The sequence below is a fragment of the Kribbella catacumbae DSM 19601 genome (assembly GCF_000372465.1).
Taxonomy (GTDB): Bacteria; Actinomycetota; Actinomycetes; order Propionibacteriales; family Kribbellaceae; genus Kribbella; species Kribbella catacumbae.
In genome coordinates, this window is record NZ_AQUZ01000009.1 from 49,279 (window position 1) to 62,788 (window position 13,510).

Annotated in this window: 13 protein-coding genes; 6 read left to right on the top strand and 7 right to left on the bottom strand. The window is 68.1% G+C overall.

Annotated features, from left to right (window positions below; all coding sequences use genetic code 11):
- The first annotated feature begins 68 nt into the window (after window positions 1-68).
- From A3ES_RS0112030 to A3ES_RS0112040, 3 genes are read left to right on the top strand one after another with little or no spacing between them, the layout of a single operon-like run.
- Window positions 69-611 (top strand): DUF1707 SHOCT-like domain-containing protein, encoded by a 543-nt coding sequence (locus A3ES_RS0112030; RefSeq protein WP_020387063.1) that lies wholly within the window; start codon window positions 69-71, stop codon window positions 609-611.
- Window positions 608-1,021, top strand: coding sequence for a hypothetical protein (locus A3ES_RS0112035; protein ID WP_026162794.1), 414 nt, complete (start codon window positions 608-610; stop codon window positions 1,019-1,021). Before A3ES_RS0112030 ends, A3ES_RS0112035 begins: the two co-directional genes overlap by 4 nt.
- Window positions 1,014-2,459 carry a multicopper oxidase family protein gene (locus A3ES_RS0112040; RefSeq protein WP_026162795.1) on the top strand — a complete coding sequence of 482 codons (1,446 nt, stop codon included), beginning with the start codon at window positions 1,014-1,016 and terminating at the stop codon, window positions 2,457-2,459. Before A3ES_RS0112035 ends, A3ES_RS0112040 begins: the two co-directional genes overlap by 8 nt.
- Before the next feature lie 4 nt (window positions 2,460-2,463).
- On the opposite strand, the gene A3ES_RS47015 is transcribed toward A3ES_RS0112040, so the two are convergent.
- The 5 genes from A3ES_RS47015 to A3ES_RS0112065 all read right to left on the bottom strand — a co-directional run bounded on the left by A3ES_RS47015 (window position 2,464) and on the right by A3ES_RS0112065 (window position 7,817).
- Window positions 2,464-2,703 carry a hypothetical protein gene (locus A3ES_RS47015; RefSeq protein ID WP_157630472.1) on the bottom strand — a complete coding sequence of 80 codons (240 nt, stop codon included), beginning with the start codon at window positions 2,701-2,703 and terminating at the stop codon, window positions 2,464-2,466.
- 97 nt (window positions 2,704-2,800) lie between these two features.
- Entirely contained in the window at window positions 2,801-3,895 is a 1,095-nt protein-coding gene (locus tag A3ES_RS0112050; protein WP_020387067.1) for a sulfite oxidase, read from the bottom strand.
- A 179-nt stretch (window positions 3,896-4,074) separates the two neighbouring features.
- Window positions 4,075-5,478: a glycosyl hydrolase family 18 protein gene (locus tag A3ES_RS0112055; protein WP_020387068.1), complete on the bottom strand. Its 1,404-nt coding sequence runs from the start codon at window positions 5,476-5,478 to the stop codon at window positions 4,075-4,077.
- 286 nt (window positions 5,479-5,764) lie between these two features.
- Complete coding sequence (locus A3ES_RS0112060; RefSeq protein ID WP_020387069.1) at window positions 5,765-6,619, bottom strand: EamA family transporter; 855 nt, start codon at window positions 6,617-6,619, stop codon at window positions 5,765-5,767.
- Between the two features lie 568 nt (window positions 6,620-7,187).
- Window positions 7,188-7,817, bottom strand: coding sequence for a TetR/AcrR family transcriptional regulator (locus A3ES_RS0112065; RefSeq protein ID WP_040454566.1), 630 nt, complete (start codon window positions 7,815-7,817; stop codon window positions 7,188-7,190).
- Between the two features lie 62 nt (window positions 7,818-7,879).
- Between A3ES_RS0112065 and A3ES_RS0112070 the strand changes: the two genes are divergently transcribed.
- From A3ES_RS0112070 to A3ES_RS0112080, 3 genes are all read left to right on the top strand, one after another.
- Window positions 7,880-9,334, top strand: coding sequence for a flavin-containing monooxygenase (locus A3ES_RS0112070; RefSeq protein WP_020387071.1), 1,455 nt, complete (start codon window positions 7,880-7,882; stop codon window positions 9,332-9,334).
- Window positions 9,335-9,879: 545 nt separating this feature from the next.
- The gene (locus A3ES_RS0112075) at window positions 9,880-11,193 is read left to right on the top strand and encodes a hypothetical protein (protein ID WP_020387072.1); all 1,314 of its coding nucleotides are present in this window, start codon (window positions 9,880-9,882) and stop codon (window positions 11,191-11,193) included.
- A complete protein-coding gene (locus tag A3ES_RS0112080; protein WP_020387073.1) occupies window positions 11,190-11,369 on the top strand; it encodes a hypothetical protein in 180 nt (59 codons plus the stop codon). Before A3ES_RS0112075 ends, A3ES_RS0112080 begins: the two co-directional genes overlap by 4 nt.
- Here the strand turns inward: A3ES_RS0112080 and A3ES_RS0112085 are convergent.
- Window positions 11,347-12,864, bottom strand: a complete 1,518-nt coding sequence (locus A3ES_RS0112085) for a WD40 repeat domain-containing protein (protein WP_020387074.1) — start codon at window positions 12,862-12,864, stop codon at window positions 11,347-11,349. The genes A3ES_RS0112080 and A3ES_RS0112085 overlap by 23 nt on opposite strands.
- 72 nt (window positions 12,865-12,936) lie before the next feature.
- Entirely contained in the window at window positions 12,937-13,497 is a 561-nt protein-coding gene (locus tag A3ES_RS0112090; protein ID WP_020387075.1) for a GNAT family N-acetyltransferase, read from the bottom strand.
- Window positions 13,498-13,510 lie beyond the last annotated feature (13 nt).

Sequence of the window (13,510 nt, forward strand, 5' to 3'; positions counted from 1 at the left end):
CGACGCGGTGAGGGTGGTCCGGAAGACACGATCGGTGCAGTTGGAAACTGCGAACACCGAGGAGTGTCATGAACGAGGAGAAGCCGGTCCGGATCGGCGATCGGGAACGAGAGGAAGCGGTCACGCGGCTGGGTGCGCACTACGAGGCCGGCCGGCTGAGCGCCGAGGAGCACCAGGAGCGGGTCGGCGAGGCGCTGCAGGCGAAGACGCAGACGGAGCTGGCTGGGCTGTTCGAAGACCTTCCAGGCGAGCGGGCGGCCGGGGCGGAGCAGGGCTCGGCGCAGGATGAGCAGTGGGCTGGGCCGTGGGGTTGGGCCTGGCCGCCGTGGACGGCGCCGCAGGACCAGGCCGGGGCGCGGGACCAGGCTCGGGGCTCGGCGGCCGGGAGTGGCGGGCGCTCGCAGGCGCAGTACGGGCCGCCTTGGATGCGTGGCGGGCGGGGGCCGTTTGGGCGGGTTCCGTTGCCGTTGCTGATGGCGCTTGGCGTTGTCGCCGTACTGGCCTCGATCGCGTGCACGGTCGGTGGTGGGCATCCGCCGCTCCTGCCGTTGCTGTTGATCGTGGCGGGCGTGGTCATCGTCAAGAAGCGCAGGCAAGGGCAGGGCGCATGAGGGCGGCGTACCGGGTGATGGCGTCGCTCATCGCCCTGGCGGTGGTGCTGCAGATCGCCTCGATCGCGATGGCCGGGTTCACCATCGCCGGTGATGCGGAGGACGGCGCGACGATCGGCGCCGACTACAGCAACTTCGGGCAGAGCTACCACAGCATGGCCGGTACGGCGATCGGCTTGCTCGCCCTGGTGTTCCTGATCGTGTCGTTCATGACCGACGTACCGCGCGGCCGCATGCTGGCGGGGATCGTGGTCGGTCTGGTGGCCCTGCAGTTCGCGCTGGCCGTCGTGTCCTTCGGGATCCCGGCGCTCGGCATCCTGCACGGGATCAACGGGCTCGCGATCGCCGGCGTCGCCGGGATGGCATCTCGCCGGGCCGCGACCGTGGTCCAGCCCGCGACCAGTGCGTAAGTGGAAGGGGCGCCTGATCGCCCTCGGAGTGACGCTGGCGGTCCTCGTACCGCTGGCGTACCTCTGGGCGACCAGCCTCGTCCCGAACGACTACTCGGCGATGGACATGGGGTACGCCGACTATGGCGGCGGTCCGTCGTCTGGGCACCAGCATCATGGTGGGCAGCATCAAAATGGGAAGGGCGTGGCCGACCTGACCGGGCCGCGGACCGGCAAACCCGATGTCGCCGTCACGCTGGTCGCCAAGAAGCAGAAGTTCACTCTGGCGAGTGGTGAGTCGATGGACGGGTTCACCCTCAACGGGTCGTCGCCGGGGCCGCTGATCCGGGCGAAGCAGGGTCAGCTGGTCGAGGTGACGCTGGTGAACGAGTCCGTGCCGGATGGCGCGACGCTGCACTGGCACGGGATCGATGTGCCCAATGGTGAGGACGGGGTCGCCGGGGTCACGCAGGACGCAGTACCGGTGGGTGGGAAGCATGTCTATCGGTTCCTGGCCGATGACGTGGGGACGTATTGGTATCACTCGCATCAGGTGTCGAGTGAAGAGGTTCGGGGCGGGTTGTTCGGGACGATCGTGATCGATGGCGCTGACGACGACGTGATCGCGGCGATCCACACCTATGACGGGAAGCGGACGATCAATGGGCGGACCGGGTCGCAGCGGGTGGAGGTTGCCGCGGGCAAGAAGGTGCGGGTGCGGGTGATCAACACGGACAACACGATCGTGCGGACCGGGCTGGTCGGCGCGCAGTACAAGGTGATCGCGGTCGACGGGCGCGAGCTGCACGGGCCGACGCCGGTGACGGCAGCGTTTCCCTTGGCCGCTGGGGCGCGGGTTGATCTCGAAGCCGTGGTGCCGGCGTCGGGCGCGTTGAGGCTGGATGCGGGGACTGTGTCGATGGAGATCGGCTCCGGTACTGCGTCCGCCGAGCCGTTGCCCAGCGCAACCGTCGATCTGCTGAGCTATGGGACGCGCGCACCGCTCGGGCTGGATCCGGCGAAGGCCGATCGGCGGTTCGAGTATCGGATCGGCCGGCGGCCGGGCTTCCTCGACGGGGTGCCGGGGCTGTGGTGGACGATCAACGGGCACAAGTTCCCCGACGTACCGATGTACATGGTGGCCGAGGGGGACGTGGTGGTGATGAAGATCAGCAACTCCAGCGGGCAGGCGCACCCGATGCACCTGCACGGTCACCATGCGGTCGTGCTGTCCAGAAACGGCGTCGCCGCGACCGGAACGCCGTGGTGGATCGACACGCTAGAGGTGGGCGACAAGGAGACCTACGAGATCGCCTTCCTCGCCGACAACCCAGGCATCTGGATGGACCACTGCCACAACCTGCCGCACGCGTCGGAAGGATTGATGACGCACCTGGCATACGAAGGCGTCAGCACGCCGTACCAGATAGGCGGCAAACACGGCAACGAGCCCGAGTAGCCGTTCAGGCCGAGGTGGTTGCTCTAAGCATCAGTTGTTGGCTGAGGCGTTGGGCCTGGGCTCGGTGGAGGGCTGCGATGCGTTCGCAGGCCGCGTCGACGGCGGCTCGCTGGGAGGTGTAGTAGCCGTACCAGTAGGGATCGTCCGGCTGTGGATCCGCGTGGTCGTCGATATCGGCGTACCAGTCACAGCCTGCGCGGAACACTCGTGCGTGCAGGTGGATCTCCGTGCCCAGGTTGTTCATCGCCCGCATCCCGTGAGTAGAGAAACCGTGCGTTGTACAGCTCCATCATGAAACTGTTCAGCGCCGATTCCGCGACCCGACACGCGGGCGGGCGGGCTCAGAGGACCAGGACGGTGATCCGCTGGGCGGAGTTGTTCGCGAAGCCGCCGCGGTTCCAGGGCGCCTCGATGGGCTGGACGCGCCCACTGCGGTCGTGGGCACGGACGGTCAGCACGTGCTCACCGGGGACCGCGTCCCAGTCGAAGGAGAAGCCGCGCCAGGACAGGTCGTTGCTCTCGGCATCGAGTTTCGCGTCCTGCCAGCTGACCCCGGCGTCGACGCTGACCTCGACCCGCTCGATCGGCGCCCAGCCGGACCAGGCGCGCCCCTGCAGGACGACCGGTCCCGCGGTGACGAAGCGGTGCCGGCTCATGAAGTCCGGATGCCCGGGCGGGATCAGCAAAGCGCGTGGCTCGATCCGGGTCACCCCGACGCCGACCTCGTTCGGCTCCTGGCGGATCCGGTACGCGACCGCGTTCTGGTAGCCGGTGAACTCGTGGTCGATCAGCTCGATCGAGCGCAACCACTTGACGCTCGCCATCCCGTACCAGCCCGGCATCACCAGCCGCAGGGGATACCCGTGCTGCGGCGGCAACGGCGCGCCGTTCATCTCCCAGGCGACGATCGCGTCGGACTCCATCGCCTCGGTGATGCTCAGCCCACGCTGGTAGTCCTGTTCGACGCCACGCTCGAAGCCGTGGTCCGCGCCGGTGAACACCACGTCGATCGCGTCCTTGCGGATCCCGGCCGCCCGGATCAGACCGGCCAGCGGTACGCCGGTCCACTCCGCGGTGCCGACCGCTTCCATCAACCAGGGCTGGCTGATCGGCCGCGGTTGCAGCCCGGCGCGACCGTTGCCCGCGCACTCCAGTGTGACCCGGACCGTCTGCCGGCCCATCGCCCGCAGCTCGGTCAGCCCGAACGAGAGTGGTTGCTCGACGCAACCGTCAATCGTGAGCTGCCAGGTGGCCGCGTTGGTGGCCGGAATGTCGTAGTGCACCAGCACGTAGTGCAACCCCGGCGGCGTCAGCTCGTACCGCAGCGCCTCCAGCGGAATCCCGTGGTTGCGAGCCGCCAGCTGCAACTCGTCCCCGGTGATCCCCTCGCCGGTATCCGCCAGCCGTCCCCTGCCACTGAACTGTTCGATCGTCATCTGCCGACCCCTTTCCCCCACGCGCCAGCCTAAGTCACCAAGGGTGGACGAGTCATCAGAGCCAGCCAGAAGGCTGCCGCCGTACCGCGGTCCGGCCCTGGGGCGGGCGTCACGACGTACCCATGACATCCGTCAGCCCCATCCACCCTGCAGCAGGGTGGATGGGGCTGACGGTCGGATCAGGCCGGGAGGGTCCAGACCTGGTTGCTGCGGGTGAGGCAGTCCCAGATCTGCAGCCGGGTGCCGTCCGCCGAGCTCTGGCCGGTCGCATCGAGGCAGCGTCCGGAGTTCGGGTTGCGGAGCGATCCGTTCGCCTGCGCCTGCCAGGTCTGAGCGACAGTGCCGTTGCAGTCGTAGAGCTGAACCAGGGTGCCGTTCGCCGTACCGGCGGCGTTGATGTCCATGCACTTGCCCAGGGCCCGGATGGTGCCGTCAGTGCCGACCGTCCAGGTCTGCGCGTTGGTGCCGTTACAGGTCCAGAGCTGGACTGCCGTTCCGTTCGCGCTGTTCGCGCCGGCGACGTCCACACACTTGCCGCCGATGCCCTTGATCGTGCCGGTCTTGCCGCCCGGCGGGTTGCCGGTACCGCCCGCAGCATCGAAGATCGCGCTGACCAGGGACGTGGCGCCGCTGGTGTCCTGCGACAGCTCCCAGTTCATGATGCCGCCGGCGTTCGCCACCGCCCACTGGGTCTTGCGCTTGATCGTGGGGATGCCGTTGTAGCACTGCTGGGCGCCGTTGATGGTGGCGCAGTCGACGTTGGCGTTGTTGGCGTTCATCCCGACGATCTGCGAGTACGTCAGGTAGGTCGGCCGGCTGTAGAACGGCACGCCGAGCACGGTCTTGGCGGCCGGCAGACCGCGGCCTTTCCAGAAGTTGGCCGCGTTGATGGACCAGTCGTAGTTGGCGTGCGGGCTGCCGCCGTCGTACGCCATGATGTTCAGGAAGTCGACGTAGCCGAAGACCGCCGGCTGGACGCCGTTGGCGGTGCCGCCTTCGGAGACCACCGCAGCGGTGAGCAGCTTGCCCCTGCTGTGCATGGCGGTGCTCAGCTGCGACATCAGAGCCGTGAAGTTGTTGCCGGAGGTGCCCGGGTCGGGGTACTCCCAGTCGATGTCGACGCCGTCCAGGTTGTGCGTGTTGACGGCGTTGACCACCGCGTTGACGAAGGTCGTCCGGGCGCCGGAGTTGCCGGCGAGGGCTTCGAACGCCGAGTCGTTACCGTCGTTCCAGCCGCCGATGGCCAGCGAGACCTTCACACCGTTGCTGTGTGCGAGGCTCACCAGCGAATTCAGCTTGCCCGTGTCCGGGATCGCCTGCAGGGTGCCGTTGGAGTTCGGCAGCGCGAACGCGTAGTTGATGTGGGTGAGCTTGCTGTACTGGATGCTGTTGACGCTGCCGGACCAGGACGGCATGTAGCCGACGCTCTTGAATCCGGCCGGCAGTGCGGCGGCAGCGGTCGGCGCGGTGACAGCATTCTGTGCGGCGTCGGCCGACCGGGCCGGGGCGACGACCGTCAACAGCCCGGCGACGCCAGTGGCCAGCGCGAGGCCGGCAACGGCCCACCGACTTCGGAGTTTCATCCTTGATGACTTCATGGGGGCGGTGTCCTTTCGGATGGACCCTCGCACCGCTCCCGTCCAGCTCAAGAGATCGACGAAAGCCGTCCGGTCGCAGGGGGCAGCGAGCGAACGGGTCGCCTTCTCGAGGCACCTTCTTGGGGGCGGAAACTGCGAAGGTGAATATAGAAGAGATCTGACCGAAGTCAGGGCAAGTCAACCTCGGATGACTTACCGGCGTCAAGGCGTCATCAGCTATCAGAATGCGCATTCTCAGCGTGGAGATCCTATGTATCTGGGCCCGGCCGGATCAGATGTCGGGCGCCTCGGAGCGGGACGTGCGAGTGATCGCGATCGAGGCGGCGACCACGCAGGCCATCCCGGCGAGCTGGATGACGGCCAGCCGCTGGCTCAGGATCAGGAAGCCGGCGGTCGCGCCGACGGCCGGCTCGATGCTCATCAGGATGCCGAACACGACCGGCTTCATCCGCCGCAGCGCGAGCGTCTCCAGCGAGTAGGGGAGGACGGACGAGAGTACGGCGATCGCCAGCCCGAGTGCGAGGGACCGCCAGTGCAGCAACTCGCTGCCCGCGGTGACGAGACCGGCGGGTGCGGTGATGAGCGTGCTCACCACCATCGCCAGCGCGAGACCGTCGAGCTGGGCGAATCGCCGGCCGGTCTCCGCGCTGAGCAGGATGTAGCAGGCCCACAACGCGCCGGCGAGTCCGGCGAACCCGACGCCGAGCCAGTCGACCGCGGACAGCTCATGCCCATTGACCAGTACTACGCCCAGCGCCGCGCCCGCGACGGCGACCAGGTCCCGGCGCTTGCGTGACATCGCCGCGGCCAGGCCGAGTGGGCCGATGAACTCGATGGTGACTGCGACGCCCAGCGGCAAGCGCTCCAGCGACAGGTAGAAGGAGAGGTTCATCAGGCCGAGGACGATGCCGAAGGCAACTACCGCGAGGAAGTCCCGGCGGGTGCGGTTGCGCAGGCTTGGGCGGGCGATCAGCAGGAGGATCGGCACGGCTAGCGCGAGCCGGACGGAAACGGTGCCGGCGGCACCCAAGTGCTCGATCAGCTTGGCAGCCAGCGCCCCACCGAGCTGCACCGACACCACGCCACCCAGCACCATCGCCGTCGGCGGAACCCGCAGTACACCCACGGGTCGATCACATCACGCCACCCCACCACCCCCCGCACACCCCGCCCCTCCAAACACCACGCCCCCGCGTTCAGCGCCACCGCACAGCCCGGTACTCCGACACCGCGGACCCCCGCCAACAGGCCACCGCACGGCGGTACTCCGAGCCGCGCGGGGCCGGCCGGAGCCCCATCCCATCAGTCGCCCGGGAAACCGTCGCGTGGCTGGCGGATCCAGGCGTGGTGGGGTGCTGGGTTGAGGGGTGGTGGTGGCCATTGATGGGCTGGGTCGCCGCGTCGAGACCGAGCCGGGCGGGCGGACGCCGTACGGGCCGGTACGCCGAGTGTCGCGGCGCCGGGTGGGCGGAGTCCCATCCCATCAGTCGCGCGGTAGAGCGGAGCCTGGCCGGCGATCCAGGCGTGGTAGAGGTGCTGGGGTGAGGGGTGGTGGCGGCCATTGATGGGCTGGGTCTCCGCGTCGGCGCCGAGCCAGGGCGGGCGCCGTACGGGCCGGTGATCCGGGCGTCGGGGAACCAGGCCGGGCTAGGGGTGGCGGGTGGAAGCCTGGCCGGGGTGGCGGGTGGACGGGGTTAGGGGCGGAGGGAGTTCAGGCCGTGCCAGAGGAGGTTTTGGAGGGTGGTGGCGACCTTTTCGGGGGTTGGGGTGCCGCCGTTGCGGGTGCGCCAGATGGCTAGGCGTTCGGTCGCGCCGGAGACGGTCTGGGCGACGATCTGGATCTCGTCGTCGTCGGCCGGGTGGTCGGCGGGGAGGTTGAGGCGGACCATTGTCGCGATCAGGCCGACGAACTCGGCGCGGACCTCGTCGGCGGCAACGGCTGCGGGGCCGGCTGACAGCATGCCCTCGTCGACCATCACGGACCAGGTGCGCGGGTGCTCGTCCAGGAAGGTGAACCAGGCGACGAACCCGGCGTACATGGCCTGTTCGGCGTCGGGGGCGGCGAGGACCGCGTCGGAGACGGCGTCCAGGAGTTGGGCTCGCAGGCGGGACAAGCAGGCGAGGAAGAGGCCATCCTTCGAGCCGTAGTACTGGTAGACGAGCGGTTTGGAGACGCCGACCGCGGCGGCGATGTCGTCCATCGACGTGCCCTGGTAGCCCCGCTCGCCGAAGATCCGCTCGGCCGCGTCAAGGATCTCCCGCTCACGCGCCGCGCGATCCCGTCGCCGCTTCGCCGGTACTGCGCTGTCAGTGGTCGAGGTCACTTGCACACTCTAACTGACTCCGAGTAACTTACTGGCAGTAAGTTCATCCTCAGGAGGCTTCTATGACGGCAGGCCAGCATCACCGGATCGTCGTGATCGGCACCGGATTCGCCGGGATCGGGATGGCCGTGCGGCTCAAGCAGGCCGGCTACCACGACTTCGTCGTCCTGGAGCGGGCCGCCGACGTCGGCGGGACCTGGCGCGACAACACGTACCCGGGCTGCCGCTGTGACGTGCCGTCGCACCTGTACTCCTTCTCGTTCGCGCCCAACCCGGACTGGTCGAGCACGTTCTCGCCGCAGCCGGAGATCGAGGCGTACCTGGCGAAGGTGACCGACGGATTCCGGGTCCGGCCGCACATCCGCTTCGGGCACGCGGTCGAGTCGGCGCACTGGCAGGACGATCACTGGCTGATCCACACGAGTCAGGGCGACTTCACGGCCGAAGTACTGCTGTCCGGGATGGGCCCGCTGGCCGAGCCGTCGATCCCCAAGCTACCGGGGATCGAGTCGTTCGAGGGGGAGGTCTTCCACTCCGCGCAGTGGAACCACGACCTGGACCTGAGTGGCCGCAAGGTGGCGGTGATCGGGACCGGCGCTTCGGCGATCCAGTTCGTCCCGGCGATCCAGCCCGACGTCGAGGAGTTGCATCTTTTCCAGCGGACGCCGCCGTGGGTGATGCCGCGGCCTGATCGCAAGATCAGTGTCATCGAGAAGCGGGTCTATCGCGCGTTTCCCCTTGCGCAGAAGGCGGTTCGGGCTGGGATCTACTGGAGCCGTGAGTCGCTCGTACTCGGCTTCGCCAAACTGCCCGCGATGATGAAGCAGGGCCAGAAGATCGCCGAGCGGCATCTGCGCCAGCAGATCCGCGACCCCGAACTGCGCGCGAAGCTGACGCCGGACTTCACCCTCGGATGCAAGCGGGTGCTGATCTCCGACGACTACTACCCGGCCGTCGCGCAGCCGAACGTCGAGGTCGTCACAGAGCCCGTCCTCGAGGTTACCCCGACCGGTATCGTCACCGACGACGGTGTGAAGCACGAGGTCGACACGATCATCTACGGCACCGGGTTCCGGGTCACCGACCTGCCGGTGATGGACATGCTGCACGGCCGCGACGGGGTGACGTTGCGCGAGGCCTGGGCGAATGGGATGGAGGCGCATCTCGGTACCGCGATCGCCGGCTTCCCGAACTTCTTCCTGCTGATCGGGCCGAACACCGGCCTCGGGCACAGCTCGATGGTATTCATGATCGAGTCGCAGATCGCCTACATCCTGGACGCGCTGCAGACGATGGATGCCGAGCGGTTGCGGCAGGTCGAAGTACGGCCGGAGGTGCAGCGTGAGTTCGTCGACGGGGTCCGCTCCTCGATGCGGAACACAGTCTGGACCCGAGGCGGCTGCACCAGCTGGTACCTCGACGCCGAGGGGCGCAACACCACGCTCTGGCCGTCGTTCACCTTCCGGTTCCGCCAGCTGACCAGGCGCTTCGACCGAAGCGAGTACCTGACCCGCTGACCACCGCGCGCGGGCGGCTGGTGAGTCAGCTGCGATGCGCCTCGTCGGCTTGGCGCTCCGGCGGGTGATCGGGTCCCAGGAGTGGCGGTGCAGGGGCAGATCGCCAGCCCGGACAAGACACCGGCGTTTCGCCTAGCCAGCACCTTCGGTTCCGAGCCTCCGAAGCCGGTTAGTCAAGGACCGCATCAGGTTTGGGCGGCACGGCCGGACGGCCACCACTATCTAACCTCCCGAGCAATCGTTTCCCCTCGGTGTGTCGGGGGCTGGGGCTGGGTTCGTTAGTGGTGGCGGTCCGCGCCCCGGTTCTAGTGCTGGCACACGGGCCGCCCCCGGCGCATGACCCGATTTCAGTGCTGGCACGGGCCGCCTGGGCGGTGGCGCATGAGCCAGCGTCCGCGGCTGCGCCCGCCAGTGTCGGCAAGCGATGCATCCGGCGGAGCGGAGCGGGCGTTGCGAGCCGGGCCGGGGTGTCTGCAAGGTCTCGCTATGTGACATTGGGCGTGTTACATTCGATTGGTCATATAGCGAGTCGATCGGAGGGCGCCGTGGTGCTGCTGGTCCCGCTGCACGGCATTGGCGGCCGAGGTGACTTGCCCGTCCCGCTCTGGCTGGCTGTCTACTCCGCCGCCGCGGCAGTGGCCGTCTCCTTCTTCGCTCTCGCCGCCTTCTGGTCGAAACCGCGCTTCGAGCGCACCACCGGTACTCCGCTCCGCTGGCTGACCAACGTGGTCGACGCCCAGCCCACCCGGTGGTTGCTCAAGGCAATCGGATGCACCGCACTCGCGCTGCTGCTCGGGGCAGCGTGGTTCGGCAGCAGCTCACCCGGCCTCAACCCGGCGCCGACCTGGCTCTACGTCTGGATCTGGGTCGGCATCATCCCGCTGTCGCTCGTGTTCGGCCCGGTCTGGCGCCTGGCCAATCCGCTCCGCACCCTCGCCGGACTGCTGCCGCGTACGACGTACCGCGATCTGCCGACGCGCATCGCCTATTGGCCGGCCGTCGCAGGACTGCTCGGGTTTCTCTGGCTGGAGCTTGCCTACCCCGAAGGCTCTCAACCGCTCGTCGTGGCGATCTTCCTCACCGTCTATGCCACAGTGAATGTTGCCGCTGGCATCATCTACGGCCCGCGCTGGTTCGCCACGGGCGACAGCTTCGAGGTGTACGCCGAGGTGCTCGCCAAGCTCAGCCCGCTCGGCCGCGACGAGCAGCACCGGCTCGTACTCCGAAACCCGCTCGCCGGCCTGGCCACGATCCCGCAAGAGCGTGGCATGGTCGGCCTGCTCTGCCTGCTGCTCGGGTCGACCGCCTTCGACGGCATCAGCCGCTGGTCCGCCTGGACCAACCTCACCGGCGAACTCGGCCGGACCGCGCACATCCTCGTCTACACGCTCGGCCTGTTGGTCGCGGTCGCGGTGGTCGCGACTCTCTTCCTGCTCGCCGCCCGGGCGACCGGTTCGGCCCGGATCAGGCCGGGTGGGCTCGGGTACGCCGGCCTGCCAGGCGCTTTTGTGCACTCACTGGTGCCGATCGCGATCGGGTACGCCGTCGCGCACTACTTCTCGTTCGCGATGTTCCAGGGCCAGGAAGGGTTGCTGTTGGCAACGGATCCGTTCGGCCGCGGCTGGGACCTGCTCGGTGTGGGCGATGCGCGGATCGACTATGCGTTCCTGGGCACCGGCCTGATCGCGGCCGTCCAGATCGGCGCGATCGTGCTCGGACACGTACTCGGGGTAGTGTCCGCGCACGATCGCGCGACTCAGCTGTTCCGCCGGCGCCAGCTGCGGCGGGCGCAGTACCCGATGCTGGCGGCGATGGTTGCCTTCACCGCCGGTGGGATAGCGCTGGTGACGGCCTCGTGATCGCGCTGCACATGGGTGGCATTCCCGAGCTGGCGATGGTTCTCGGGCCGATCCTGCTGATCATCGCTTTCCTCAAAATCGCACGCCACAACGAGGCGACTGACGAGGACGACTGGGACGCCGACCTCGGCGATCTGGACGAGCCGCAAAGGATCAGCGGATCTTCACTGCAGTAGCAGCGCCGCTCCTGAGATTGCGCCCGTCGCTCACCTGGACGTGGTAGCTGTACGCCTTGCCGCTCTTCAAGCGGGTGTCGGTGAAGGTCGTTGCGGCCGGCTTCGCCCACGAGTAGGAACTGCGTTTCCAGGAACCGACCTTGGTGGTGCCCCGGAACAGCGTGTAGGTCAAGGCGATGCTGTCCGCGTCGACCACCGTGGGGAAGCTGATCGTCGCCTTGCCTGCGCGCGTGCTCGACGCCTTCGGTGCGCCCGGGCGGCCAGGCTGTGCACCGCCCGGAGCGTTGGTGAAGCGGGTGAGACCCTGCTGGGCGGTGCGGTTCACGCTGGTGAAGTCGCCGCCCACCCACAGGTCGTTGCCGCCGGACGCGAACGCCAGCGGCCCGACTTCCGTCGTACCGCCTCCGTTGGTGTTCGGGTACCACGGGCCGAGCTTGCCGTTGATCGCGCTCTCGACCAGCAGGTGGAAGGTACCGGCGCCTTCCTTGAAACCGCCGTCGCGGCTGCAGTCGTGGGCGTGCGAACCCTTGTAGAGCCAGTTGCCGATCGCCTTGATCGCCTCGGTGGCGCCCAGGCAGTTGTTCTGCCAGAGCAGCTTGCCAGTCCTGGCATCAGCGGCCAGTACGCCGTCGTAGCAGCCTCGCCCGCTGCCGGCGTTGGAGACGAAGACCTTGCTGCCAAGTGTGTCGATGTCCTTGACCCGGCTGACGCAATCCAGGTCTGGCTCCGGGATGGCCGCCGCGGCCGGCATCGAGTAGGCGGCGCCGGTCGTGGTGTTCAGCATCGCCAGCGCGTAGTGGTCGTCGCCCTTGAGCGTGCTGAAGCCGCCGCCGACGAAGACGCGAGTGCCGTTGTCGGACAGATCGATCGCGAAGACCTCGTCGTCCGCGTCCGGATCCCAAGGCAGCAGTACTCCGGTGTTGAGGGTCACGGCGGCCAGGTAGTTGCGTTCAACGTTGTCCACCCGGCCGAACGAGCCGCCGAAGTACACGCTGTTGCCGGAGATCGCGAGCGCGGAGACCCGGTAGGCGACCGCCGGATCCCAGCCGGCGACGAGCTTGCCGGTCGCGACGCTGAACATCGCGAGATGCTTGCGGGGGAGACCGTTGACGGTGGTGAAGTCCCCGCCGATGACGACCCACTTGCCGTTCGGGCTGGTCGCGATGCTCCAGACAGGCCCGTCGAGCTTCGGCGCGAACCGGGTGGGTGCGGCGGTGGTGCGGTTGAACGCGGCGAGATAGGTCCGCGCCGCGTCACCCTGACCGACGCGTTTGCCAGGCTGCCGGATCCGGGTGAACAGGCCGCCGGCGTACACCGTGTTGCCGGCGACGGCGAGCGCGTTCACGCTGGCGTTGGTCTGCCAGGTCACCTGCTTGACCGCGGACAACGCCGACCCGAACCCCGAGGTCGCGGCCTCCACTGGTCGCCCCGAGGGGATCAGTGCCGCCGCGATCACGGCGACGGCCGTGACGAGTACCAGAACTGCCTTCTTCATCAACGTCCTCAGGACTGAGCCAACAAGTGTGACTATCTGCGATCACACGATAACTGTCAGCGCAGCCCGAGCCTAAAGCGGACGCCAATCCTGGGCGCGAACGGCGTAGACGAGTTCGTCGCACCACTTGCCTTTGAAGAAGATGTTCTCGATCAGGTGGCCTTCCTGGCGCATCCCCAGGCGCTCGAGAAGCTTGGTCGAGGCGGTGTTGCCGTTGATCACGTTGCCGCAGATGCGGTGCAGCCCGAGGTCTTCGAACCCCAGGCGGAGTACTGCGCCCGCGGCCTCCGCGGCCAGGCCGCGGCCGTGGTAGCCGTTGTGCAGTGCGAAGCCGAGCTCGCCTTGGCGGCTCGTGTCGCTTTCCCACTTGAGGAGGACCTCGCCGATCACGGTGCCGGTCTCGCGCAGTTCTATCGCCAGTACGAGCCACTGGCCGGGCTCGGTCAGGGCCCCCTGGCCGAGTTTGACCTCCAGTGCCGCGCGGGTCTGTTCGCGGTCCCGGACCGGCCACGGCACGTATCGCACCACTTCAGGGTCGGAGTGGAACGCGAGCAGGTCGTCCAGATCGTCCATCCGGTGCGGCCGGAGGTCGAGGCGGTCGGTCTTGATCGGATAGCTGGGATGCAGTGTCACCGGCGGTCTCCTG